Origin of the sequence: Dyadobacter sp. BHUBP1 (assembly GCF_050587785.1) — a bacterium.
In the GTDB taxonomy this organism is placed as follows: Bacteria; Bacteroidota; Bacteroidia; order Cytophagales; family Spirosomataceae; genus Dyadobacter.
The window spans coordinates 260,644-280,400 of sequence record NZ_JBOBIH010000004.1 but is presented as its reverse complement, the minus strand read 5'-3'; the positions used below and the strand labels follow the sequence as shown (position 1 = coordinate 280,400).

The window sequence follows — 19,757 nt, the reverse complement described above, 5'->3', positions numbered from 1 at the left end:
ATGGCATTTACCCCAGTTCAAATCATCGGCACCCAGCGAAGCGGCTCCAATTTGCTGCGCCTTATGCTCAACCAGCTGCCCGAAGTATCGGCCCCGCATCCGCCGCATATCCTGGAAAGGCTCATGCCATTGCTGCCCGTCTACGGCGACCTGGCTGTCGAAAGCCAGTTCGACGAACTGATTGAAGACGTATGTACGCTGGTGGAAACTAACCCGGTCCCCTGGACGGGCGTTGTGCTCGGTCGCGCGGCTGTCCGGCAACGGTGCGAGGTACCTACCCTGCCCGAAATCGCCAAAGCGGTGTATGAACTGAAAGCACAGGCCGATGGCGCGCGTATCTGGACGTGTAAAAGCATGGCCAATATCCATTATGCCGCTGAACTCGAACAATACAGCACGCCGCCCCGCTACATCCACCTTTTCCGTGATGGCCGGGATGTAGCGCTTTCTTTCAAGAAGGCCATTGTAGGCGAAAAACACAGCTATCACCTGGCTCAGCAATGGAAGAGCGAGCAGGAGGCATCCATCGCATTGTATGAGAACCTCGGCCCTGGGCGCGTGCTCCGTGTGCGTTACGAGGATTTGCTGAAAGACCCGGAAACCGAACTCAAACGCATTTGTTCGTTCATCGGAGCTCAGTATTCGGAAATGGCATTGGCGTACCACGAGTCCGCCGAGTCGCGGGAAACCGCCAATTCAGGATTGATGTGGCAGAATGTGGTCAAACCTGTCCTGACCGACAACTACCGTAAGTTCCTGACCGGGCTTTCGGAAGCGGACATCCGCATTTTCGAGCGCGTAGCAGGCGATACCCTCGAAAAACTGGGTTACGAACTCGTTTATCAAAAAGACGGCACGCCATTTTCAACGGAGGAAATCGAGGATTTCTCGCAGATCAACCAGGAGTTGAAAAAAGAATTCAGGAGCAAACTGAGGCCGGAAGACCTTGAAAAAAGACGCCCGCAGGAACAACTCCTGAAAGCAATTGCCGGCCGGCTATCCCTTATTCCCCATTGTTAATGATGCAAATAGACATTCAAATACTACCCGCCATAGCACGTGAAGCCGGAAATGCGATTATGGGCATCTACAACGATCCGGCCCAATCCGGCGAGGTCGAGCGCAAAGCTGACGACTCGCCGCTCACGCTTGCCGACAAGGCTTCGCACGAGGTGATCGTGGCCGCATTGGCCAGACATTTCCCCGGCATACCCGTTCTCTCTGAAGAAGGCCGCAAAATTCCTTTCGAAGAAAGAAAAAACTGGCATACCTACTGGTGCGTAGACCCGCTCGACGGTACGAAGGAATTTGTGAAGCGAAATGGCGAGTTCACAGTCAACATCGCCCTCATACGCGACCGCAAGCCCGTAATGGGCGTCATACACGTGCCCGTAACGGGAGTGACCTACTACGCAGACCAGGCGGGCGGGGCCTGGAAAACCGACGCCGCGGGTAATGCTGTCAGGCTTCAGACGAGCCGTGCCGATGTCGGCTGGACAGCGGTAGGCAGCCGCTCACACGGGAGCCCGGAGGAAGCCGCGGTACTGGCCCGATACCCTGTCACGAATCAGATTTCGGTAGGGAGTTCCATCAAGTTCTGCATCATTGCAGAGGGCCTCGCGCACATATATTTCCGCCAGGGACCGACCATGGAGTGGGACACCGCCGCCGGACAAGCCATTCTCGAATGCAGCGGAGGCAAAATGACCAATGCATTGGGCGAGCCGTTTTTGTACAACAAAGAATCACTTCTGAATGGCAGTTTTCTGTGCCTGTGCCAATGAAAACGCATCAAAAAGGAGTAGTAATTTGGCTGCTGGGGCACTCGGGCGCTGGTAAAAGCACCCTGGCACAAATGGTTGCCCGCCGCCTGGAGGCCGACGGTTACCGTACGCTCTCGCTCGACGGTGACGTGGTACGGGCCGGTATGAACAGCGACCTGGGCTTTTCCGATGCCGATCGCCTTGAAAATATCCGGCGCGTGGCGGAGCTTTGCAAAATACTGCTCGTAAAAGACCTCATAGTGATTTGTTCCTTCATTACGCCCATGCAATCGCACCGGGACCTGCTGCGGAAAACCCTCGGTGACCGTTACCTCGAAGTATACCTGGAATGCCCGATAGCCATTTGCGAGCAACGCGACGTGAAAGGGCTCTACCGAAAGGCCCGCAACCATGAAATCGAAAACTTTACCGGCATCGACTCCGGTTTCGAAGTGCCGACGCAGCCGGATCTCGTCATCCGGACGGCATTATGGCAGGCTGATGAATGCGCGGAGCAAGTTTACCGCCTGGCAATTAGCACGCAATCCTGAATTACCCGGGCATGGCGGATCAACTGCAACCACAGGCAAATAAACTTGATCGGCCCTGATCCTACACCAAAATGCTACTTTGATTCTTCCGACCAAAGCAGCATGCCGATTCTCAGTCCGGCCGACAGGTGCGCGACAACTCTTTTTCCGGCCACGTAATTTTCGCCTTCAAAGAATGGGTCCGATTTGCTAATGCTTTTGTTTTTGTAATTGGAGAAAATTGAATGAATGCGCGACAAACCAATTCCTGAAAAAATATCCAGTGTTATACGCCGGCCGACGAATATTCGTCCACCAAGCTTGCCCGTAACACCAACTTTGGTTTTAGAGAAGTCGGCATAGTCAAAATTTATTTGCAGCGTGTCATTATTATTTTCGAAATGATAGCTCTTTCCTGTCGTTCCGCTCATAGTTGAAAGTAATCCTTCGGCTGCCATATACCAACCACTACGCTCGCGTTTTAACCAATAGAATTTCACTTCCGGCCTCACTTCAAAAAGTTTGTATTTCCCTTTCTCCCACTTTTGCTGGCGAAGTCCCAGTGCCTCAGTGAATGGTATCGGCACACCCACACCTACATTAAGCCCGGTTGCCCAGCGGTTCCCGAACATCATTTCTGACCCAAACCGGACCGAGGGATCGGGAAATCCAAGCGGTACCAAGTCGATATGGGCATCAATATTCCGTCGGGAAAAGTCATATACCTGCTGGCCATTTGCCTGGCTCACAATTAGGAAAATCGACAAAATGTTCAGAAAAGGAAAACTGTTTCTCATGGCGTTTCAAAAAGTGATTCATTCCAATAACCTGCTATTCATTTCAATATCCAATTAAAATTGATATTTTTTAAAAACACAATTGCTATTTTAATAAGATGCTTCTATCGCTATTGGAATATGATGTTTTCACACCCTCATACAACCATCCCCTACCGGCTGCGCCTCTTTGATGCAAAAACTGATCGAGAACCCCAATCCCTAACTTTTAATATCCATGAGGCTGCTGTTTTTTGTACTGTTTTTATGCACTTTTCAGGTTTCCGTTGCACAGGATTCGGTACGGGTTACCTTCGCCGAGGAAGAGTCCGGGGAAGTATTTGTCAAACAGCGGTTTGTAGACCGGTACGAAAATGTATTCATGACCAAAGTGCCGACGCGCCATATGCTGAAACTGGGGCTTTCATTTACACCCAATTATATTTTCAGTGTTGAAAACACGGCCAACAATACCACGCAGGTCGATGCCGGGTATGAGTATAAGGTGCTGCCGTCATGGTCGCTGGGAGCAGAAATGGGGGTCAGCGGAGGCTGGGGCGGGAACGCAGGGCCCGAAGGGCTGATTTCGGGAAAAGTGTATGGCCGGTGGTACTATGATATGCGCCGGCGGATCCGGGAAGGAACCGGAAGCAACAACTTTACAGGGAATTTTCTGGCTGTTATCGGGGAACGGCAATGGGGTAAGGAAATCGTACATAACCAACTGAAAAGGATCGGGTTGGAGTTCGGGCTGCAACGGCGCTTTCTGAACCGGGGCCGGCTGGAACTGGGCATCGCGCTCTACTACCAGGATTACCGGCAGGACGGCGACCCTCTGCTTCTGGCCTATGAGTTCGGCAAATCGTCCCGGATCGCCATCGCTTCCCGCACGAGCATGGGGCTCGCTTTCGGCGACTGGAAACGGCAGAAAAATCAGCCGTTTTGCGAGATACTTCGTTGCGACGACTTTGTGCAACAACTCTGGAAACTGCAATGGCCAACCGTCTATCTTTCAACCGATTATGCCAACGGAAACATTGGACTGGGGTATGAAAGGAAGCTGAAAAGCAGTCCGTTTTCGCTGAACACGCAGTTTTCTGTCAACTACCTGCGCATTGTATCCAGAGATTATCCGATACTTGGGGCCAGGCATGCGTCGAATGACTATCAGTTACAATCGACTTTACATTTACGCTACTATACCGACCAGAAAAGGGCGGTACGACAAGGTATGGGCGGAAATAATCTATCGGGCCTGTATGTCGCTCCGTATTTGCACCAGCTCTTTTACCACAGCGAAACCTATTTCGGCGAAGGGAAAAGCAAGCGTCATCTGGGGCTCGGAGCCAGCGCTGGCTTCCAGCAGGTTATGTTTGGCAGTGCATTCATAGACATTTCTGCGGGGCTAAGCCATAATCTATTGGAAATCAACAAGAATTCACGACGTTATCTGGGCTATTTCCGCATGGGCTTCGGGCTTGCATTATAGATCAATGGATTTCGCTACCTGATCGCAGCGACATCGGGAGCGGCCGCGGGAAACTTCTCGAATACCCTCGAATCGTGGCCCGGCAGGATGTATTTCGGATCGCTTACCAGCGTTTTCATGCGCTTTATGGCGTCGACATAACCTTGCGGATCGGTTGTACCACCCGGTGAAGGTGGAGTCAGGTGGTCGAGGCTGTAATAGATCCAGATATTGTCCGAAGCGATCACGACCTTCTCCCTACCATTATTGACCATTACATATTGCGAATCGTAGGTGTGTTTCGAACCGGTAAAAACCTTCACGCCCGGAAGTATCTCCTGGTTATCCCCCGCGACCAGGCTCAGCCTTCCCGCCAGATTGAGGTCTATCACCATCCGGACGTCGCTTGGCGCAAACCCGCCCTTCCGCCCATCCTTTTGCCAGGCGGCACCGACGAAGCCATCAAAGTCGTCCTTTTGCATCCACAAAGTGGCATTCGGGAACAAGGCCACGCCGCCCAGGTGATCCCAATGCGGATGAGATAGGATAATGTCGCTGACCGCCCCGGGCTTCACGCCCATTTTCAACAATGCAGAATCGGGCCGGACATAGCCTGCTATTTTGAAAAACTCCTCTTCTTTTACCTTTTCAGGCATGAACCCGGCATCCACGAGGATGTTCCGCCCGTTCTTACCCTTCAATAGCCAAAACATGAAACTAATCGGAACCGGCACATCCTTCCCGCCGCCACTGGCCCATTCGGCTTCGTAAAACTGCTTGTCGGTCCCGGCGAATTTGATCGCAAATACTTCATAGGTATCGGCTTGCGCTTGTGCAAAAAAGGGAAAGCATAATAAGAATGCGGCTGCGAAGACGGCAGATTTTAACGATCCAATAATTCGGTTCATGGCGGGATGATGTTAAAGAAAAAACGATGTAAGCGGCTGATCGAAACCAAGGCAGCAGCAAGCAGGTAATTTGCGCAAAAACCGCCAAAATTAAAAACCTGCGACAACGACCGGATAATAGATTCACGAAGCCGGTAAAGGTATAATCTGCTAACGTATAGCCTTTATCGATGTAATGCCCTTACCGGCAAAGCAAGGTTACCGATAATCGCACCCATTCTATCTAACCTATGAAAAAAACAGCTACTCTCGTGTGCCTCCTGGCATTGTTTACCCTCTCGTCTCATGCGCAAGTAATTTTTCAGGAAGACTTCGACGGCATTGGCGGACCAACCGCCGGTGGAGCCGGTACTTACACCTTTCCGACCGGATGGTTGTTACGCAATGTCGACAACCGCACCCCGACCGGTTCGGTGGCCTATGTGAATGAAGCCTGGGAACGGCGCGAGGATTTCTCCTTCAATGTCGCGGATTCGGCTGCGTTCAGTACGTCATGGTACACCTCCGCAGGCGCTGCCGACGACTGGATGTGGACACCGCCCATCGCTATTCCGGCCGTTGACGGACTAATGCGCCTTTCCTGGAATGCCGTTGCCTATGACCCGACCTACCCCGACGGATATGAAGTCCGCGTCATGGCCGAACCGAATGTCCCCACCGGCGGCACCGGCGTGATGGGCAACCAGGTAAGTGCCTCGACCGTAGTCTTTTCGACTGCCGCCGAGAGCTCCGCCTGGACAAGACACGAGGTCAACCTTTCTGCATATGCCGGTCAGACGATCCGCGTCGCATTCAGGAATGTTTCGAACGACAAGTTTGTGCTTCTTATTGATGATGTAATGCTGGAAAGGGTGCTGGATTTTGACGCAGCCCTGGTCAATCCCTCCAAAATAATATTCCCTAAAGTACCCGTCAGCCAGAACTTACCCCATTCATTCTTTGGCCGGATCAATAACCAGGGAGCCAATACGCTGAGCGGCGCTTATATCAAAGCGACTGTGTTCGACAGTGCCGATCAGGAAGTCTTCTCGACGCAAAGCGCTCCGGTCGATGTGCCGTTCCTGGCAACCAGTGACACGCTGTGGGCTGCTGCTTCGTTTATCGCGGATGCACCTGGGAAATATACCGTCCGTATCGAAACCGTGCTCCCCGGCGTTACAGATCAGCGGCCATCAAACGATGCATACATCGATTCAGTGGAAATTACCCAGACTGTATTTGCACGCGACAATGGGATAGTTAACGGCGTACTGGGAATTGGCAGCACTACGCCCGGTTATCTGGGAACCATTTATCCGATTCATTCCGTCACCGAACTTTCCTCGCTTTCGGCCTACCTCGTCGGCACCGTCCAACCGGGCAACACCATGAGCATCGGGGCCACTGTGATGAAGTTTCAAAACGGAACGCCGGGCACTGTGCTCTTCGACGCCCCAGCACGCACCCTGACTAGCACGGATGCTTCAAAATGGCACATTTTCATGGTCAGCCCTACATTAAACCTACTCCCCGGCGACACCATATTCGTCAGCTTAAAAGAGATCGACAGCACATTGGCTATCGGCCTGGCATCGGGTATTTTCCTCCCGCGCACCAACTTCGTCGACTGGCCGACCAACCCGGTCCCGGGTTGGGGCGCTGTGGAGGCATATGGCCCGTCATTTGCGAAGCAATTCATGATCCGGGCTAATTTCGAATGCGTGACAGACCCTACCGCCACGTCCGTAGCTTCGGTCAACACCACCGTAACTTCTTTCCAGCCCAGCAGTGATACCCGGTACTATTATGCCGATAATTGCAGCGTGCTGGTCGCCAAAGTAACAGGCGGCGACGTCATCTCCGCCATTTCTGGCAACACGACCGCGCGAGTATGGATAGATGCGGCCCAGCCTGCCCATTTTGTTAAAAGGCATTACGAAATCACACCCGAAACGAATGCAGAAACGGCCACTGGCGACGTGACATTGTATTTTACGCAAGCGGAGTTCGAAACATTCAACGACGTCAATGCTCTTAAACTGCCCACCGGACCCAGTGACGCGGCCGGTATTGCCAACCTCAAAATCGAAAAACGCGGCGGTACCAGCGGTGACGGGACCGGTTTGCCCGATACTTACCCGGGTGCCGCTACCACCATCGACCCTGACGACGCCAACATCACCTGGAACCCCGACGCCGAACGGTGGGAAGTAACCTTTCCTGTCGCCGGTTTCAGCGGTTTCTTTGTGAAGACGCAAAGCGAGCCCTTACCGCTGCGATTGGTGCATTTCAATGGGAAGCGGGAGAAGGGCTTTAACCACCTTTCCTGGCAGACCGCGCAGGAAGAAAACGTGAGTCATTTTCAAATCGAGCGCAGTATAGACGCCAAGGCATTTGCTACGGTTCATTCCGTGCCAGCAAGGAACGGTGTCAGCCAGCAATACGGCTATTCGGATATCCACAACCATGACGGGAAGGTATATTATCGCCTGAAAATGGTAGATCAGGACAAAACCTTCGCATACAGCCGCATCATCGCGCTCGACGGACAGGGAACTACGCCGGTGACAGTTTTCCCCAATCCGGCGAAAACAACCTTAAAACTCCACGTTTCCGATCCTGATATTCTCGGAACTACCGCAGTTTTGATCGATATCAACGGCAGGATCCGAAAGCATTTCAGTATTACCGGACAAACCCAGGATATCAATGTGCAGCAATTGAGTACCGGTACTTATTGGATCCGGCTCGATGATGGGCGTTCGTTCCGATTTGTAAAAGAATAGGCGGATCATTTCGAAATAGTAAATTATTCAAAAAAATATATTGAAAACAGGCAACTGTCGGAGGCTTTAATTGGGTCTGTATATCCGAACCCAGTTATTCATCCTTAGGACATACTTCATGCAGCAAGCATTTCCGTTCCGTTCAGTCCCTGAAACCCTTCCGGTATCCGCCAAATCGTTCAAAAAAGGAACGACTAATTATTCGATAAAACATCTTTTCAATGAAAGCACTTTAAGCAAATGTCTGAGTTCGAACCGCAGGATAATGATAACTTCGATTATTATATTTGGCATTGTCCTGCTGTTCACTTATCCGCGATATCTTGAGTTAATGTTTGATCACAGCCTGGGAGTTAACTACGCTTATTTTTTTGATAAAGTATCGGATCCGCTATCAGCCGTCCGGACGGATCAGGAGACCCACGGCGGGAAGATAGATTTTAGATTTACCGTACCATTACTCGCTAGACTGCTTGGTGTAACGGCCGATTCGGATGGCCGGAGCGTTGTCATTATTTATTTAATCCAGTCGGCCTTGCTGGTTCCTTTCCTGTTTATGGTAATGAAGATATTGTTGAGAGGATTATCTCCGGTGACTGTCTTACTATTAACCATGGGAAGTTCCACCATTTACCTTGCAAAGGCTTTCTTTTGGGATTATGACTTTTGGTTCGATGCCTATGCCTATTTCTTCCTGGCCCTTGGAATGTATCTTAAAAACCGTGCAGGGATCTTTCTCTCGTTAACATTGGCATGCTGGACAGACGAGCGGGCTGTTATTGCGCTGGCTTCTGTTTACCTTTTCCACCTGCTTTTGGAGTCCGATTTCGAGCTGAATTCGTTCCGGCAACTGGGTAATAAGAAAGACTGGCTGCAAAAAACGTCTTCAATTGTGCTACTAGTTGGCATATCATACCTGATTATCAGAATATTACTTTCTACCCTATTTAACCTGCACACTCCCACCGGCGCCGGATCAGGTGTTGAACTGGCTCTGGTTCCTTACCAGTTCAAGCATAGGCTTTCGGGTGTTTTCCTGACCTTCGAGGGTTTTTGGATATTGTATCTCTTTGCCGTTGGTTTGTTGGTAAAAAAGGGGAATACATTTCTATCTTTGCTGATACTGTCGATCATGGTTGGCCACATACTGGTTGCATATGCTGTGTTCGACATAACACGAAGCCTGACTTATGCATTTCCGTTAATGATCATCTCAGCGTTTATCATCAGCAAGCAAGAAGTTCGGAACACAAAATACCTTTATTTGGCAACCACAGCTATTTGTGTTTTACTGCCGACCCAATACGTGATATTTTATCCGCGCCAAATACCCTGGACGATTCTTAGTTTTGAAGAACTTAAACCGGTGATTAAATTACTACTTTTATAACAGGATCTATTTTTCATATTCGTATTCATGGATGATTTTTTGTTCGCGACAACAATATTATCACCCATGATCTCATTGTTATATTGGCAAATGATCCTTTATAAGCAATGACTGTTAAGTGGCTATATAAAACAATGATGTCGTTCAGAATCCTATTTAGCCGGGGCGTTTATGCAAAAATTTAAGGCTTTTATCATATGTATTCTGATTATCCTTATTAATTCATGTAAGGAAGAAGAGTCGTATGTATATAAATGCGAAGATGGTGCCGTACAATTCGAATTGCTGAATGACGACTTAAATCCCGGAGCCAGCTTGAAAGATCCTAAAAATTTCGATATCGATTATGAGGTAATTCAGAACGACGACGAATTATACCAAAAACTCTTCATCCATTATTTAAAGAAAAAAATCGACTTCAAAACCAAAAGTCTGATCGTAATCAGTATCGAAAATGTTACGCGTGCTTCCGTGATGACTCAAAATGTTACGGCCAACTGTGCACGCAACAAACTGACCATTACCGCAGACCTTCGGTACTGGTCGACGCCCATAGGTGGAATAGACTACGTTTTCGCCATAGTGCCCAAAATCCCATACAATACGGAGATTGCTTTTATTCCGAAATACATCAGATAGCCATCCTCAGGCGATGATCCCCTCCACCAGCTTGTCCGCCGCGTCCGTCATATGGTAGCGCGGGCCTGATGCTTGAAAACCGGTTTAAATCAGCGGGACAGGAATATCGAAAGAATTTAATCACAATCGGTTACAACCAAATCCGTTCCAACTACATCTTTCCCAAGTATTCCCTGATTCACCTTAACAAACTCTCGTATGAAAATCTCAAAATCGGTATTACAGGCAGTTGCTGTTGCGGTTACGGTCACAGCGCTTGCCACTGCCTGCACAGACAATGCTGTTGGCCCAAACGGCGAAAAAACGACTAAAACCAAAACTGTGGACCCCTGTCCGGGCTGTGGAATGGGATGATGCCTGCTATCCATGTCTGAAATCTACTCATCGATCGCCTGCAATCTGGATACCCATATTTTGCAGGCGGCGTTGCCTTTGTTTGAACAGGAGAAAGTGGAGGCCATTGAGTGGTCTTTTGACACTCTTTACAGGTTTGACGAAATCCCCGCCTGGTTTACTGATCTGGTAAGCGAATTCAGCAGCCATAAACGGCTCATCGGGCACGGCGTATATTTTTCATTATTTTCCGGTAAATGGTCGCCAGGGCAGCAGGAATGGCTTAACAAGCTCAAAAAACTGTCCGGCGAGTTTAATTTCGATCACATTACCGAGCATTTCGGTTTCATGACCGGCGAGGATTTCCATAAAGGCGCGCCGATTGGCATTCCGCTTACTTCCCGGACGCTGGCGCTCGGAAGAGACCGTCTGCAAAGAATCCAGGACGCATGCCAATGTCCCGTAGGACTGGAAAACCTCGCTTTCTCGTATTCGATTGATGAAGTACGGAAGCATGGGATTTTTTTAGATCAGCTGGTAGAAAGTGTCAACGGCTTCATCATTCTCGACCTGCACAACCTTTACTGCCAGGTTCATAATTTCAACATTGATTTTGCCGAAATCTTAAAACTATACCCGCTCAACAAGGTGCGGGAAATCCATATTTCGGGCGGCAGCTGGGACGACACGCTCACACCCACGCGCAAGCCCGTACGCCGGGACACGCATGACGAATCGGTACCGGAAACCGTGTTTGAATTCCTGGCCGAAGCAATTCCCCAATGTCCAAATCTCAAATTTGTCGTACTCGAACAAATGGGCACCGCGCTCGGCACGCAGGCCAGTCAGGCGGCTTTCCAGTCCGATTTTCTTCGCATGGATAGCATTGTTAAATCGTTGGCACGAAAATCGCTGCCTACAACAGCACTTCCATTTGCACAACTAGCCGTAAATGCGGGCCCCGTGCCGCTGGAAGATCCCGAATTACACAAGCAACAAATGCAATTATCGCATATCCTTGAAACGGCTGGAAGTGTAAGTGAAGCCAACGCAATGCTGCGCTCCTCGGATCTGCATAACACGGCCTGGGAAGTCGAAAAGTGGGCCCCTTATATGCTGGAAACCGCCATGGCGATTGCACAAAAGTGGAAAAATGGCTTTGCTTGAGAACCGTATTTCAATCTTTAAGCAGGTATACCTATGAGCAGCAAGTTACTGAGAATGGACAACATCGGCATCGTGGTAGAATCCCTCGACAATGCCATCTCGTTTTTTACAGAATTGGGTATGATTCTCGAGGGCCGTGCCACTATTGAAGGCGAATGGTCCGGTCGGGTCACCGGCCTGGCATCGCAACGCGTCGAGATCGCCATGATGGTCACCCCGGATGGTCACAGCCGCATCGAACTATCCAGATTTCTCGAGCCTCCCATCGAATCGGACCATCGGAATGCACCGGTGAATGCATTGGGCTACCTGCGGGCGATGTTCGCCGTGGAAGACATTGATGAAATGGTAAGCCGGCTTACCAGACACGGCGCCCACCTCGTCGGGGAGGTGGTTCAATACCAGGATTCGTATCGGCTCGGCTATATCCGGGGAGCCGAAGGAATCCTGATAGGCCTGGCAGAAGAAATCGGGAAGAAAAGTTAGGCGGACTAGATTCCGGGTCAGTATTAAGAGCCGGAAAATTCGGAGAAGATCATCCTAACGGTTACCTTATCGGAAACGGCCTCAATTGTAAAACCGATATTCAGCAGTGCCGCGATATCCCTTACTAAAATCAGTCCGAGTCCATGGTTATCTCCCGCCAAGTGGGCGATGTACTGCCTCGGGGTACCCTGCCGGTCGGTTTGCGCACTGCCAGCAGGCAGTGCGGCGGCAACCGGATTTTGGATATACAGGTGCAGCTGACCATCCACAATCCCGCTGTATACGGCTATTTCCCCATCCCGGGTATTTTTGGTTGCATTGTCCAGCAGATTATGCAGGATTACCCCCAGCAAATGGGCATTGGTGTTGACCGTCAGGCTTTCATTCAGAGCAGTGCGCAATGTATTACCGGCCGAATCCAGAATTTGTTCAAACACACGGACCTTTTCACGCATCATAGCCGACAGGTTTACATGATCAGAATGTAAGGCTCCCCTGTGGATCTGACCTCGTGCAAATTCCAGCAGGTTTTGCATCAGCACGGCCGTATTGGCCAAACTGAGCTCCACTTGCTGATGATATTCGGCAGCTTGCTCCCATTGTTTGCTGTCGATCAGTTTGCCGGTATGCTTCGCGGCCGCAATGATGAATTGCATCGGCGCCTGAACATCATGTGCTATCGATGCAACCACGCGGGTGAGCAGATACACCTGGTGGTCCAGTTCTTCCTGCGACTCACCCAGAAATGAAAGCGCCTCTTCCAGATCGGCCGTCCGTTCCGACACGAGCGCTTCCAACACGTCCTTCTGCCGCTCCGCGTCCACGGCCCGATCTCTCTCCCTTTTTAATGCTTCCGCCTGCCGTTCGCGCTCGGTTTCCAGTAAGAAAATAATAGGGACCATAATCAACCCCAGCAGGAGGCCGCGCAAAGAAAGCCGAATGGTAATAATCCAGAGCGGAAGCTCGCGCATGGATTTGAGCGGGTAATCTTCGAACATGCGGAACGAGGCCAGAAAAAACAAATTGGAAATCACTGCACAAAAAAGCAGTGCGATCGCGATTTTCTGCCATTTGACTAAATTGAACCTATAATAGGTCTGGTAGCTGGCTAGCCAGGTGGCCATGCACATCAGCCAGATAACAATTTCCGATCCAACCAGGCTTACAAGGTTGGCTCCCTGGCCTTCGGCAAGTCGAACCGGCACGATCGACAAGGTCACTACCGTCGCCATCAACGCGCCGAGTTGCAGATTGTATTTTTTCATGTAGGACTTCATACCACCAAAAATCCCTGCAATATAGCCGTTACTTGCCCTAACCCCGGCAGTAAATCAGGCCCGTTGCGGAAAAATCATGAGGTATACCTATCCAGGCAGATTACCATCAATTCGTTTTCAACGACTTAACGGGCCAGAACAAACACCCACCCGCTGATCGGGATATGGTATGCGAAATCTTCCAGCCAGCTTTTCGTCGCCAGATAGGCTAGCGGCGAGGCAAGTAAAACGGATATCAGCACCAGTTTCAAAGTCCTTGGAAAGCATAGGCACACCCGCCGCTGATACCTATATTTGAATAAAATCACATATATTTGAATATTCTAATATAACAAGATCAATGAACAGCCCGCTACATCTTTATAAAGCTGAGTTTTTCAAGACGCTGGGACATTCTGTCCGGCTCGCCATACTGGATGCGCTCCGGGACGGCCCGCTTTCCGTAACGGAATTGCAGGCCGTTATACAAGCCGACCAATCGATCCTCTCGCAGCATCTGGCCAAATTACGCGTCATGAAGTTTGTAAGCAGCCGCAGGGAAAAGACCACCATTTATTACGACGTTCCCGACCGGGAGATCTACCAGTTTCTGGACCTGGCCAGGAACATCTATATGCGCCAGCTGCGGCAGTCGGAGGAAATGCTGAAAGAACTTGCTTCCTAGGCGGGGTTATGGAAATGATCCACGAGCGTATGTAACGATAAGCCTGCATGTCATTCGGACACCGGCTCGCGGTAATTGAGAAAAAATTTTTTAACCACAATATGAATTTGAAACTTGAAAAAAGAAGCGGCAACGCTTGCGAACTATGTAAATCCGATCAACAGATCTCCGTTTACCAGATCCCGCCGGTTGGTTACCCCGACAACGAGATTGTCGTATGCAAGAATTGCCGTGCACAGATAGAAAGAGAGCAGGAGATGGATAGCGATTACTGGGGCTTCTTGTCCGAGACGATGTGGAGCGAGGTTCCGGCGGTGCAGGTCGTGGCGTGGCGCATGCTGAGCCGCCTCAAAAACGAAACCTGGGCGGCCGACAACCTGGATATGATGTACCTGGACGAGGATATGCTGGCATGGGCCCAGGCAAGTTCGGACCATGAGGGAGCCGCCGACCTGGCCGTTCACCGCGACAGCAACGGTAATGTCCTGAAAAACGGGGATACCGTCGTACTTACCCGCACATTAGATGTAAAGGGCAGCTCGCTCAACGCCAGAATGGGCACGGTAGTAAAGAATATCCGGGTTGTGGAAGACAATGCCGAGCAAATTGAAGGCAAAATAGACGGCCAGTTGATCGTGATCCTGACGAAGTACCTCCGAAAGCAAGCGTAACAGCCCTGTCAACCGCTATCCGAAAAATAAGATGATCCGAAAACTCAATCAGCTTTTCAACCAGCTCGACCGTCAAAAATACCCTTTTGTCGACGGGCTGTACTATCTCTTTATCCTCGTTTTCCTGTTGCTGCTCTTTCTGATTTTCTCCTGAATTCAGTCAGGCGGTAGACTTCCGGATTGGGTAGTCGTGGGGCTGACGGCATGTTGGCCCCACGACCTTGCAGATTTGGGCAGCCGGTATTTGAAAATATTCGGTCAAACCCCTCCTTTCAAATCCGCACCTTATTGACAAGTTTGCTGAAATTCGTCGCGTCGATCCCCAGGTAGCAGGCCAGGTATTTGTGCGGCACCAGTTGCAGGATATGCGGGCTGCGTTTGAGCAGGTTCCTGAATTTATCCTCGGAAGAAAAGCGTTGAACTTCCACTAGCCGTTCCATAATGCCCGAAAATATGCGTGTAATACATACGTGCATCATCTGCTGAATGGCCGGATACTGTTGGGCGAGTTCCCTGAACTCGGTATAGGGTACCCGAATGAAACCGGAAGGTGTAAGTGCTTCGTAATAATAACGCGATGGAAGTTCCATCAGCCCCGAATCCATAATCCCTCCAAACGCCGACGTGTAGGTAAAAACCAGAGTTGCCTCACGGTTCTGATCATCCAGATAATAGATGCGCTGCACGCCTTCCGTCACGAAATAGAGATACCGTTCCGTTTCGCCGGCAACTGTCAGAATTTCCTTACGCCCCACCGAGAAGGGCTTCCATGCACGGGAGAATGCCTCCCATTCAGCCGCGTCAAGCGGGTGAATGGCTTGTACGAACGATTTGAGCAGTTTTAGCGATTCTTCCATTGGACTACTAAAATAGGAAACTTTGGGCGCTATAACCAGTTCGCCCGAGCGTCTTCTTGCACATTACAATCTCCCACCCGGGCAGTTTGCACCGGATTTCGCCCTTTACCGTGAGAACCGACCACAAGAACTGCACATTTTTTGTAAATCAGGCGGCGTACATTTGTGATGTAAATATTTGAAAAATGACCAGCGAAGTCCTGTTATATATCAATAGCCATTTAGACAGCAAAATTACCCTGGAGACGCTGGCCGACGTGACCGGTTACTCGCCTTTCCATATTCACAAAAAACTGAGTGCCGAACTGGGTACCAGCCTTGGCAAATATATTCAGGAGCAGCGCTTGCATACCGCCGCCTACTTCCTGGCTTTAACACAGCTCCCGGTCCATGAGATTAAGTACCTGATCGGCTTCGAAGATGATAGTTCTTTCGGGAGGGCATTTAAAAAGCTATACGAAGTGTCGCCTCTGCAATACCGGAAATCGAAACAGCATCAGCAGGCTTTTCCCGTGCAAACGTTCAAATATATATCCGCGAAAGGCGTCATTAACAGCGAGTCACCCAAGACAGCACGCGTTTTCGCATCGCGGGGCGACTATTTCTCGGAAGGCATATTCAGCATATGGAAAGACGTTGCAGAATACATCCGGTCGATCGGCAAATCGCCCGGGGATTTTCACCATTACGCCATCCTGCATGAGTGTCCGCACTTGACGGGCAGCAGGGACTCGCGCTATGATGCCGCCATCGTTCCTATCGGCTTTGAGCTCCCGGAGGATCCTTTCCTCGAAGTAAGGATACTGGATGGCCGGTATGTCAGATATGATTTTTGTTGCCAGGTACGGGACTATGAAACCGTAAGCTCCGAAGTGAACAATGCGCTGGCCCGGCAAACGAATATACAGCACCGTCATGGTGTGTCGTATTTCAAATTCGACGCCATGCCCGACTATCAGAACCCCGATAACCTGTTTATCAACTGGTATTTACCCATCGAATAAATAACCAATATATACATGAAAAATAGAATAGTAGTATCCCTGCATTGCCTGGGGATAGCAGGACTTGTTTTTGCATTCGGAGACCTTCTGATTGAGCAGGAGAACGTCATTTTTAAAGCTAATGCAGCGCCCGCAGCGTTTGCCGAACTGACCACTTCCACCGCGTACCTGTGGTGGGCCGGGCGGGGATTTCTGGGGGTATTCCTGGAAATGATCGGGACCGTCGGGCTGTACCTGTACCTGCAAAAATCGAAGGCTGAAAAGTGGGCATTTGCAGGATTGCTCCTTACACTCACGCATCAGATGCTGGGGATAGGCGTGTTTGCCGTGGCCTACTTTCTGTTTCCTGCGGCAGGGCATTTATTTCTGGCCGGGGTTCCTAATGCGATTTCCTACGCTGCCATGGACGGCGCATTGGCCGGCCTTTTCGGGATTTCGCTGATTTGTACCATGGCGGGCCTGTTCTGTATGGCACTCGCCATTCAAAAGAGCGGCAGATTACCGAAATGGACGGGATGGATGGCATTGCTAGGCTTTGCGCTCATTCCGGTGCCCGGTGTGGTGATTCAGTTCCTGGCCAACACCATATGGGGCGCTGCTTACTTCCGGATGGCGGTGCACGTGAGCAAAACGACGGACGTGCAGGAGGAGGCGTTGGTCAGCATTTGAAAATCTTGGTTTTTACCAAATACTTCTAAAATCCGGCGCTGCAAATTTGCAGGGTCAGGCGGAGTTCTCCTGGCCCTGTTTTAATTCTAAATATCCATTAGCCATGAAATTTACTTGCGTGACCGTTTTCGCGGTTGTATGGACGGTTTATGCCTATACCAAAGGTCCCGAAGCGCCTAAACAGATGATCCGGAACTTGTGCGAGCCGGCGCGCCTCAGTACAGCATCATCAGCGAATACGCACCTTCATCGCAACTTCCCTGCGAAACGGCCCTCCATTTTCGCCGGGTATAAAAACGAATAGCGGCCTCATTGGCTGCAACGCATTTTAGCTGTGCCGGACGACCTATATTACCAAGACAGGCATTGAGCAAGCGAGTACCAATACCGGCCCCGTGAAATGCCGGATCCACAAAAAGACAATGGATGAAGTTATCCGGCGCCCACCAGGAAATAAAGCCTATCGCGATCCGCCCGTGAAGAGCGACCAGTATCTGCTCCCCTTCCACAGCATTGTCAAAATCCTCAGATCGATAGGCATCGGCTGGCATCCACGGAAATGCGTACCGACGCCCTTCCAGGTAAATCCGACGTAATGCATCGGCGAAATCGGGGGTGTAGGCCACTATTTCATACAGACCTGAATCTACCATTTCTATTCGATTTGCAAGCGACGGATCGCTCACTGTATTAATTGAGGACTAATTTACGGGTGACAGGACTTGCGCCTTTTATCATCACCGAAACTACATAAATTCCCGGAGATAAATTCCCAACACTGACCGGATGCGCCGGCACGCTTTCTGAACTGTACACGGCCAATCCCCGGGCATTATGGATGAGGACACGTTCCACCCGTTCGCCTGCGTTGGTCTCAATCCGTACAAATTCAGATGCGGGGTTCGGGTAGACACTTACTGTCAACGGATTGCGGCCCTCGACACTGATCGACTTACTGTACGCAAACGTTTCGTCGAGGTCGATCATTTTCAGCCGGTAAATGTTGGGGCCATCCTGCGGCCGAAAGTCTAAAAATTCATAGTGCGTGATAGTGCCTTTCGTTTCTCCGCTTGCATTGACAGTGCCGATATGCCCCCAATTTTTGCCGTCAGTACTTCGCTGGATTTCGAAGCGCGCACTCCCAGTTTCCTCCAAGGTGGCCCAAGCCAGTTCCACCTTCCCCTCCCCGCTTCTCCTCCCAGTAAATGCCATCAGCTTCACCGGCAATGCCACATCGCTCAGAACCGGCTGAATAATCCCGGCCGTGTTGACCATGGCCGGGCTCTGGCCTGTCACTGTAAACAAATCGCCCAGGCTGTACTCGAAATAATAATTCCCGATTTGTCCCTGATGCCCGCCGGCCGTAGTGAGGGCCGACTGATTAATTATCTGGGCACGGCCCCCCACGCCCATCGCGATGAATGCGATTGTTAGAATTGATTTCATGGTTGAGATGATTGGTTGAGTGATAGTGGCCTAATGTAGAATTTGAATAATGCAGTTGCTAGGGGTAACGTACTTCCACTATGCCCTTTCCCAAATCGGAATTATTCCAATGCGCCGCGTTTGGAGAAAATCCTACTATACCAATCTCATATGTACCTCCCGCTTCAAAAGCAGTGTCATAATTGCCGGTCAATGTTACTGGCATGCGCGTGTTGATGGCAGTGCTTAAAGCTTGCATTCGCTCTGCAGCAACAAACTCAGCTACTGGCTGTCCGGCTTGTCGATAGCCGAGATTAAGGTTTAGCAGCGATGCCCCTCCCGGTGCTGTTGAGCCAAGAGCCTTTGTAAAAAACAGCGTTAAATTCGGATTATTTTGATCAAATGTCACGGTAACTGTCGGTCCAATGAAGTTCAAGTTTGCACTCGGGCTATTTCCCAGGCCACTGTTCCGGTATATTTTGACTTTCGGTTTGGCCCGCCACGACCCGTCCTTATACTCAAGTAGATCTCCGTTCTTTGGGTTCGCTACTCCATCCAGACTTTTCGCGCTCAGCGAATGCGGTACGCTCTGCATCTGCTGTGTTCCCATATCTACAAATGCTGCCCCATTCGCAGGATCGATCTCCGTTTGCAGGAACCTGGGTGATGACCAGTTGATCGCATTGAAATCGCCAGTCCTCGCGCCAGAGCCATCGTTAATGGAGATGCTGTACAGACCGAATGCATTGGTAGTGACACTCTTGGTTTCACTATACAAGCTGTTGCCATTGCTGAGCGCGTCTTTAATGCTCAACCGGACGGCAATCGTTACGCCCGCGAGCGGGGCGCCCTGCGCGTTGCGCGCGATGCCCTGGTAATAGAGCGTTGTCGTATTTTGTGCGAACAGCGCCGGGACTAATACAATGTATATAATTGTCGTTAATATTGATTTCATCGGAAAAATA

General features: G+C 50.4%; 22 protein-coding genes. 15 read left to right on the top strand and 7 right to left on the bottom strand.

Annotation, left to right across the window (positions count from 1 at the left end):
• The 3 genes from ACQ4MZ_RS17750 to cysC are packed head-to-tail and all read left to right on the top strand — an operon-like array spanning nt 1 to nt 2,314.
• Nucleotides 1–1,020 carry a sulfotransferase family protein gene (locus ACQ4MZ_RS17750; RefSeq protein ID WP_430846859.1) on the top strand — a complete coding sequence of 340 codons (1,020 nt, stop codon included), beginning with the start codon at nt 1–3 and terminating at the stop codon, nt 1,018–1,020.
• On the top strand, nt 1,020–1,784 hold the full coding sequence (cysQ, locus tag ACQ4MZ_RS17745) for a 3'(2'),5'-bisphosphate nucleotidase CysQ (protein ID WP_430846857.1): 765 nt from the start codon (nt 1,020–1,022) through the stop codon (nt 1,782–1,784). The genes ACQ4MZ_RS17750 and cysQ overlap by 1 nt, the downstream gene beginning before the upstream one ends.
• Entirely contained in the window at nt 1,781–2,314 is a 534-nt protein-coding gene (gene cysC / locus ACQ4MZ_RS17740) for an adenylyl-sulfate kinase (RefSeq protein ID WP_430846855.1), read from the top strand. Before cysQ ends, cysC begins: the two co-directional genes overlap by 4 nt.
• A 74-nt stretch (nt 2,315–2,388) precedes the next feature.
• On the opposite strand, the gene ACQ4MZ_RS17735 is transcribed toward cysC, so the two are convergent.
• Nucleotides 2,389–3,090, bottom strand: a complete 702-nt coding sequence (locus tag ACQ4MZ_RS17735; RefSeq protein ID WP_430846853.1) for a hypothetical protein — start codon at nt 3,088–3,090, stop codon at nt 2,389–2,391.
• A 217-nt stretch (nt 3,091–3,307) separates the two neighbouring features.
• Here ACQ4MZ_RS17735 and ACQ4MZ_RS17730 point away from each other — a divergent pair, with 217 nt between their 5' ends.
• Nucleotides 3,308–4,558, top strand: a complete 1,251-nt coding sequence (locus tag ACQ4MZ_RS17730; protein ID WP_430846851.1) for a hypothetical protein — start codon at nt 3,308–3,310, stop codon at nt 4,556–4,558.
• A gap of 14 nt (nt 4,559–4,572) precedes the next feature.
• Here ACQ4MZ_RS17730 and ACQ4MZ_RS17725 read toward each other — a convergent pair whose 3' ends face one another.
• Complete coding sequence (locus ACQ4MZ_RS17725) at nt 4,573–5,445, bottom strand: N-acyl homoserine lactonase family protein (RefSeq protein WP_430846849.1); 873 nt, start codon at nt 5,443–5,445, stop codon at nt 4,573–4,575.
• Between the two features lie 230 nt (nt 5,446–5,675).
• Here ACQ4MZ_RS17725 and ACQ4MZ_RS17720 point away from each other — a divergent pair, with 230 nt between their 5' ends.
• From ACQ4MZ_RS17720 to ACQ4MZ_RS17695, 6 genes are all read left to right on the top strand, one after another.
• Nucleotides 5,676–8,210 carry a choice-of-anchor J domain-containing protein gene (locus ACQ4MZ_RS17720; RefSeq protein WP_430846847.1) on the top strand — a complete coding sequence of 845 codons (2,535 nt, stop codon included), beginning with the start codon at nt 5,676–5,678 and terminating at the stop codon, nt 8,208–8,210.
• A 118-nt stretch (nt 8,211–8,328) separates the two neighbouring features.
• Nucleotides 8,329–9,600 carry a hypothetical protein gene (locus ACQ4MZ_RS17715; RefSeq protein WP_430846845.1) on the top strand — a complete coding sequence of 424 codons (1,272 nt, stop codon included), beginning with the start codon at nt 8,329–8,331 and terminating at the stop codon, nt 9,598–9,600.
• A gap of 171 nt (nt 9,601–9,771) precedes the next feature.
• Nucleotides 9,772–10,239: a hypothetical protein gene (locus ACQ4MZ_RS17710; RefSeq protein ID WP_430846843.1), complete on the top strand. Its 468-nt coding sequence runs from the start codon at nt 9,772–9,774 to the stop codon at nt 10,237–10,239.
• Between the two features lie 198 nt (nt 10,240–10,437).
• On the top strand, nt 10,438–10,593 hold the full coding sequence (locus ACQ4MZ_RS17705; protein WP_430846841.1) for a chryseobasin-related MNIO class RiPP peptide: 156 nt from the start codon (nt 10,438–10,440) through the stop codon (nt 10,591–10,593).
• Between the two features lie 12 nt (nt 10,594–10,605).
• Complete coding sequence (locus ACQ4MZ_RS17700; RefSeq protein WP_430846839.1) at nt 10,606–11,739, top strand: multinuclear nonheme iron-dependent oxidase; 1,134 nt, start codon at nt 10,606–10,608, stop codon at nt 11,737–11,739.
• 33 nt (nt 11,740–11,772) lie between these two features.
• Nucleotides 11,773–12,225 (top strand): VOC family protein, encoded by a 453-nt coding sequence (locus ACQ4MZ_RS17695; protein ID WP_430846837.1) that lies wholly within the window; start codon nt 11,773–11,775, stop codon nt 12,223–12,225.
• Nucleotides 12,226–12,248: 23 nt separating this feature from the next.
• Here the strand turns inward: ACQ4MZ_RS17695 and ACQ4MZ_RS17690 are convergent, their stop codons facing one another.
• Nucleotides 12,249–13,490, bottom strand: coding sequence for a sensor histidine kinase (locus tag ACQ4MZ_RS17690; RefSeq protein ID WP_430846835.1), 1,242 nt, complete (start codon nt 13,488–13,490; stop codon nt 12,249–12,251).
• A gap of 352 nt (nt 13,491–13,842) precedes the next feature.
• Between ACQ4MZ_RS17690 and ACQ4MZ_RS17685 the strand changes: the two genes are divergently transcribed.
• The 3 genes from ACQ4MZ_RS17685 to ACQ4MZ_RS17675 all read left to right on the top strand — a co-directional run bounded on the left by ACQ4MZ_RS17685 (nt 13,843) and on the right by ACQ4MZ_RS17675 (nt 14,991).
• Complete coding sequence (locus ACQ4MZ_RS17685) at nt 13,843–14,166, top strand: ArsR/SmtB family transcription factor (RefSeq protein ID WP_430846833.1); 324 nt, start codon at nt 13,843–13,845, stop codon at nt 14,164–14,166.
• Between the two features lie 101 nt (nt 14,167–14,267).
• Complete coding sequence (locus ACQ4MZ_RS17680) at nt 14,268–14,837, top strand: PhnA domain-containing protein (RefSeq protein ID WP_430846831.1); 570 nt, start codon at nt 14,268–14,270, stop codon at nt 14,835–14,837.
• 31 nt (nt 14,838–14,868) lie between these two features.
• A complete protein-coding gene (locus ACQ4MZ_RS17675; protein ID WP_430846829.1) occupies nt 14,869–14,991 on the top strand; it encodes a hypothetical protein in 123 nt (40 codons plus the stop codon).
• Nucleotides 14,992–15,109: 118 nt separating this feature from the next.
• Here ACQ4MZ_RS17675 and ACQ4MZ_RS17670 read toward each other — a convergent pair whose 3' ends face one another.
• Entirely contained in the window at nt 15,110–15,694 is a 585-nt protein-coding gene (locus ACQ4MZ_RS17670; protein ID WP_430846828.1) for a Crp/Fnr family transcriptional regulator, read from the bottom strand.
• A 185-nt stretch (nt 15,695–15,879) separates the two neighbouring features.
• Here ACQ4MZ_RS17670 and ACQ4MZ_RS17665 point away from each other — a divergent pair, with 185 nt between their 5' ends.
• Both ACQ4MZ_RS17665 and ACQ4MZ_RS17660 read left to right on the top strand, forming a co-directional pair.
• Entirely contained in the window at nt 15,880–16,698 is an 819-nt protein-coding gene (locus ACQ4MZ_RS17665; protein ID WP_430846826.1) for a helix-turn-helix domain-containing protein, read from the top strand.
• 15 nt (nt 16,699–16,713) lie between these two features.
• Nucleotides 16,714–17,367 (top strand): hypothetical protein, encoded by a 654-nt coding sequence (locus ACQ4MZ_RS17660; protein ID WP_430846824.1) that lies wholly within the window; start codon nt 16,714–16,716, stop codon nt 17,365–17,367.
• 215 nt (nt 17,368–17,582) lie between these two features.
• On the opposite strand, the gene ACQ4MZ_RS17655 is transcribed toward ACQ4MZ_RS17660, so the two are convergent.
• Genes ACQ4MZ_RS17655 through ACQ4MZ_RS17645 form a run of 3 tightly spaced genes read right to left on the bottom strand, consistent with a single transcriptional unit; the run spans nt 17,583 to nt 19,747 of the window.
• Complete coding sequence (locus tag ACQ4MZ_RS17655; RefSeq protein WP_430846822.1) at nt 17,583–18,020, bottom strand: GNAT family N-acetyltransferase; 438 nt, start codon at nt 18,018–18,020, stop codon at nt 17,583–17,585.
• 37 nt (nt 18,021–18,057) lie between these two features.
• The gene (locus ACQ4MZ_RS17650; protein WP_430846820.1) at nt 18,058–18,813 is read right to left on the bottom strand and encodes a T9SS type A sorting domain-containing protein; all 756 of its coding nucleotides are present in this window, start codon (nt 18,811–18,813) and stop codon (nt 18,058–18,060) included.
• A gap of 58 nt (nt 18,814–18,871) precedes the next feature.
• On the bottom strand, nt 18,872–19,747 hold the full coding sequence (locus tag ACQ4MZ_RS17645; RefSeq protein ID WP_430846818.1) for a hypothetical protein: 876 nt from the start codon (nt 19,745–19,747) through the stop codon (nt 18,872–18,874).
• Between the last annotated feature and the right edge of the window lie 10 nt (nt 19,748–19,757).

Coding starts and splice junctions, on each gene's coding strand:
- ACQ4MZ_RS17750 (WP_430846859.1), top strand. CDS start 1: ATGGCATTTACCCCAGTTCAAATCATCGGCACCCAGCGAAGCGGCTCC.
- cysQ (WP_430846857.1), top strand. CDS start 1,020: ATGATGCAAATAGACATTCAAATACTACCCGCCATAGCACGTGAAGCC.
- cysC (WP_430846855.1), top strand. CDS start 1,781: ATGAAAACGCATCAAAAAGGAGTAGTAATTTGGCTGCTGGGGCACTCG.
- ACQ4MZ_RS17735 (WP_430846853.1), bottom strand. CDS start 3,090: ATGAGAAACAGTTTTCCTTTTCTGAACATTTTGTCGATTTTCCTAATT.
- ACQ4MZ_RS17730 (WP_430846851.1), top strand. CDS start 3,308: ATGAGGCTGCTGTTTTTTGTACTGTTTTTATGCACTTTTCAGGTTTCC.
- ACQ4MZ_RS17725 (WP_430846849.1), bottom strand. CDS start 5,445: ATGAACCGAATTATTGGATCGTTAAAATCTGCCGTCTTCGCAGCCGCA.
- ACQ4MZ_RS17720 (WP_430846847.1), top strand. CDS start 5,676: ATGAAAAAAACAGCTACTCTCGTGTGCCTCCTGGCATTGTTTACCCTC.
- ACQ4MZ_RS17715 (WP_430846845.1), top strand. CDS start 8,329: ATGCAGCAAGCATTTCCGTTCCGTTCAGTCCCTGAAACCCTTCCGGTA.
- ACQ4MZ_RS17710 (WP_430846843.1), top strand. CDS start 9,772: ATGCAAAAATTTAAGGCTTTTATCATATGTATTCTGATTATCCTTATT.
- ACQ4MZ_RS17705 (WP_430846841.1), top strand. CDS start 10,438: ATGAAAATCTCAAAATCGGTATTACAGGCAGTTGCTGTTGCGGTTACG.
- ACQ4MZ_RS17700 (WP_430846839.1), top strand. CDS start 10,606: ATGTCTGAAATCTACTCATCGATCGCCTGCAATCTGGATACCCATATT.
- ACQ4MZ_RS17695 (WP_430846837.1), top strand. CDS start 11,773: ATGAGCAGCAAGTTACTGAGAATGGACAACATCGGCATCGTGGTAGAA.
- ACQ4MZ_RS17690 (WP_430846835.1), bottom strand. CDS start 13,490: ATGAAAAAATACAATCTGCAACTCGGCGCGTTGATGGCGACGGTAGTG.
- ACQ4MZ_RS17685 (WP_430846833.1), top strand. CDS start 13,843: ATGAACAGCCCGCTACATCTTTATAAAGCTGAGTTTTTCAAGACGCTG.
- ACQ4MZ_RS17680 (WP_430846831.1), top strand. CDS start 14,268: ATGAATTTGAAACTTGAAAAAAGAAGCGGCAACGCTTGCGAACTATGT.
- ACQ4MZ_RS17675 (WP_430846829.1), top strand. CDS start 14,869: ATGATCCGAAAACTCAATCAGCTTTTCAACCAGCTCGACCGTCAAAAA.
- ACQ4MZ_RS17670 (WP_430846828.1), bottom strand. CDS start 15,694: ATGGAAGAATCGCTAAAACTGCTCAAATCGTTCGTACAAGCCATTCAC.
- ACQ4MZ_RS17665 (WP_430846826.1), top strand. CDS start 15,880: ATGACCAGCGAAGTCCTGTTATATATCAATAGCCATTTAGACAGCAAA.
- ACQ4MZ_RS17660 (WP_430846824.1), top strand. CDS start 16,714: ATGAAAAATAGAATAGTAGTATCCCTGCATTGCCTGGGGATAGCAGGA.
- ACQ4MZ_RS17655 (WP_430846822.1), bottom strand. CDS start 18,020: ATGGTAGATTCAGGTCTGTATGAAATAGTGGCCTACACCCCCGATTTC.
- ACQ4MZ_RS17650 (WP_430846820.1), bottom strand. CDS start 18,813: ATGAAATCAATTCTAACAATCGCATTCATCGCGATGGGCGTGGGGGGC.
- ACQ4MZ_RS17645 (WP_430846818.1), bottom strand. CDS start 19,747: ATGAAATCAATATTAACGACAATTATATACATTGTATTAGTCCCGGCG.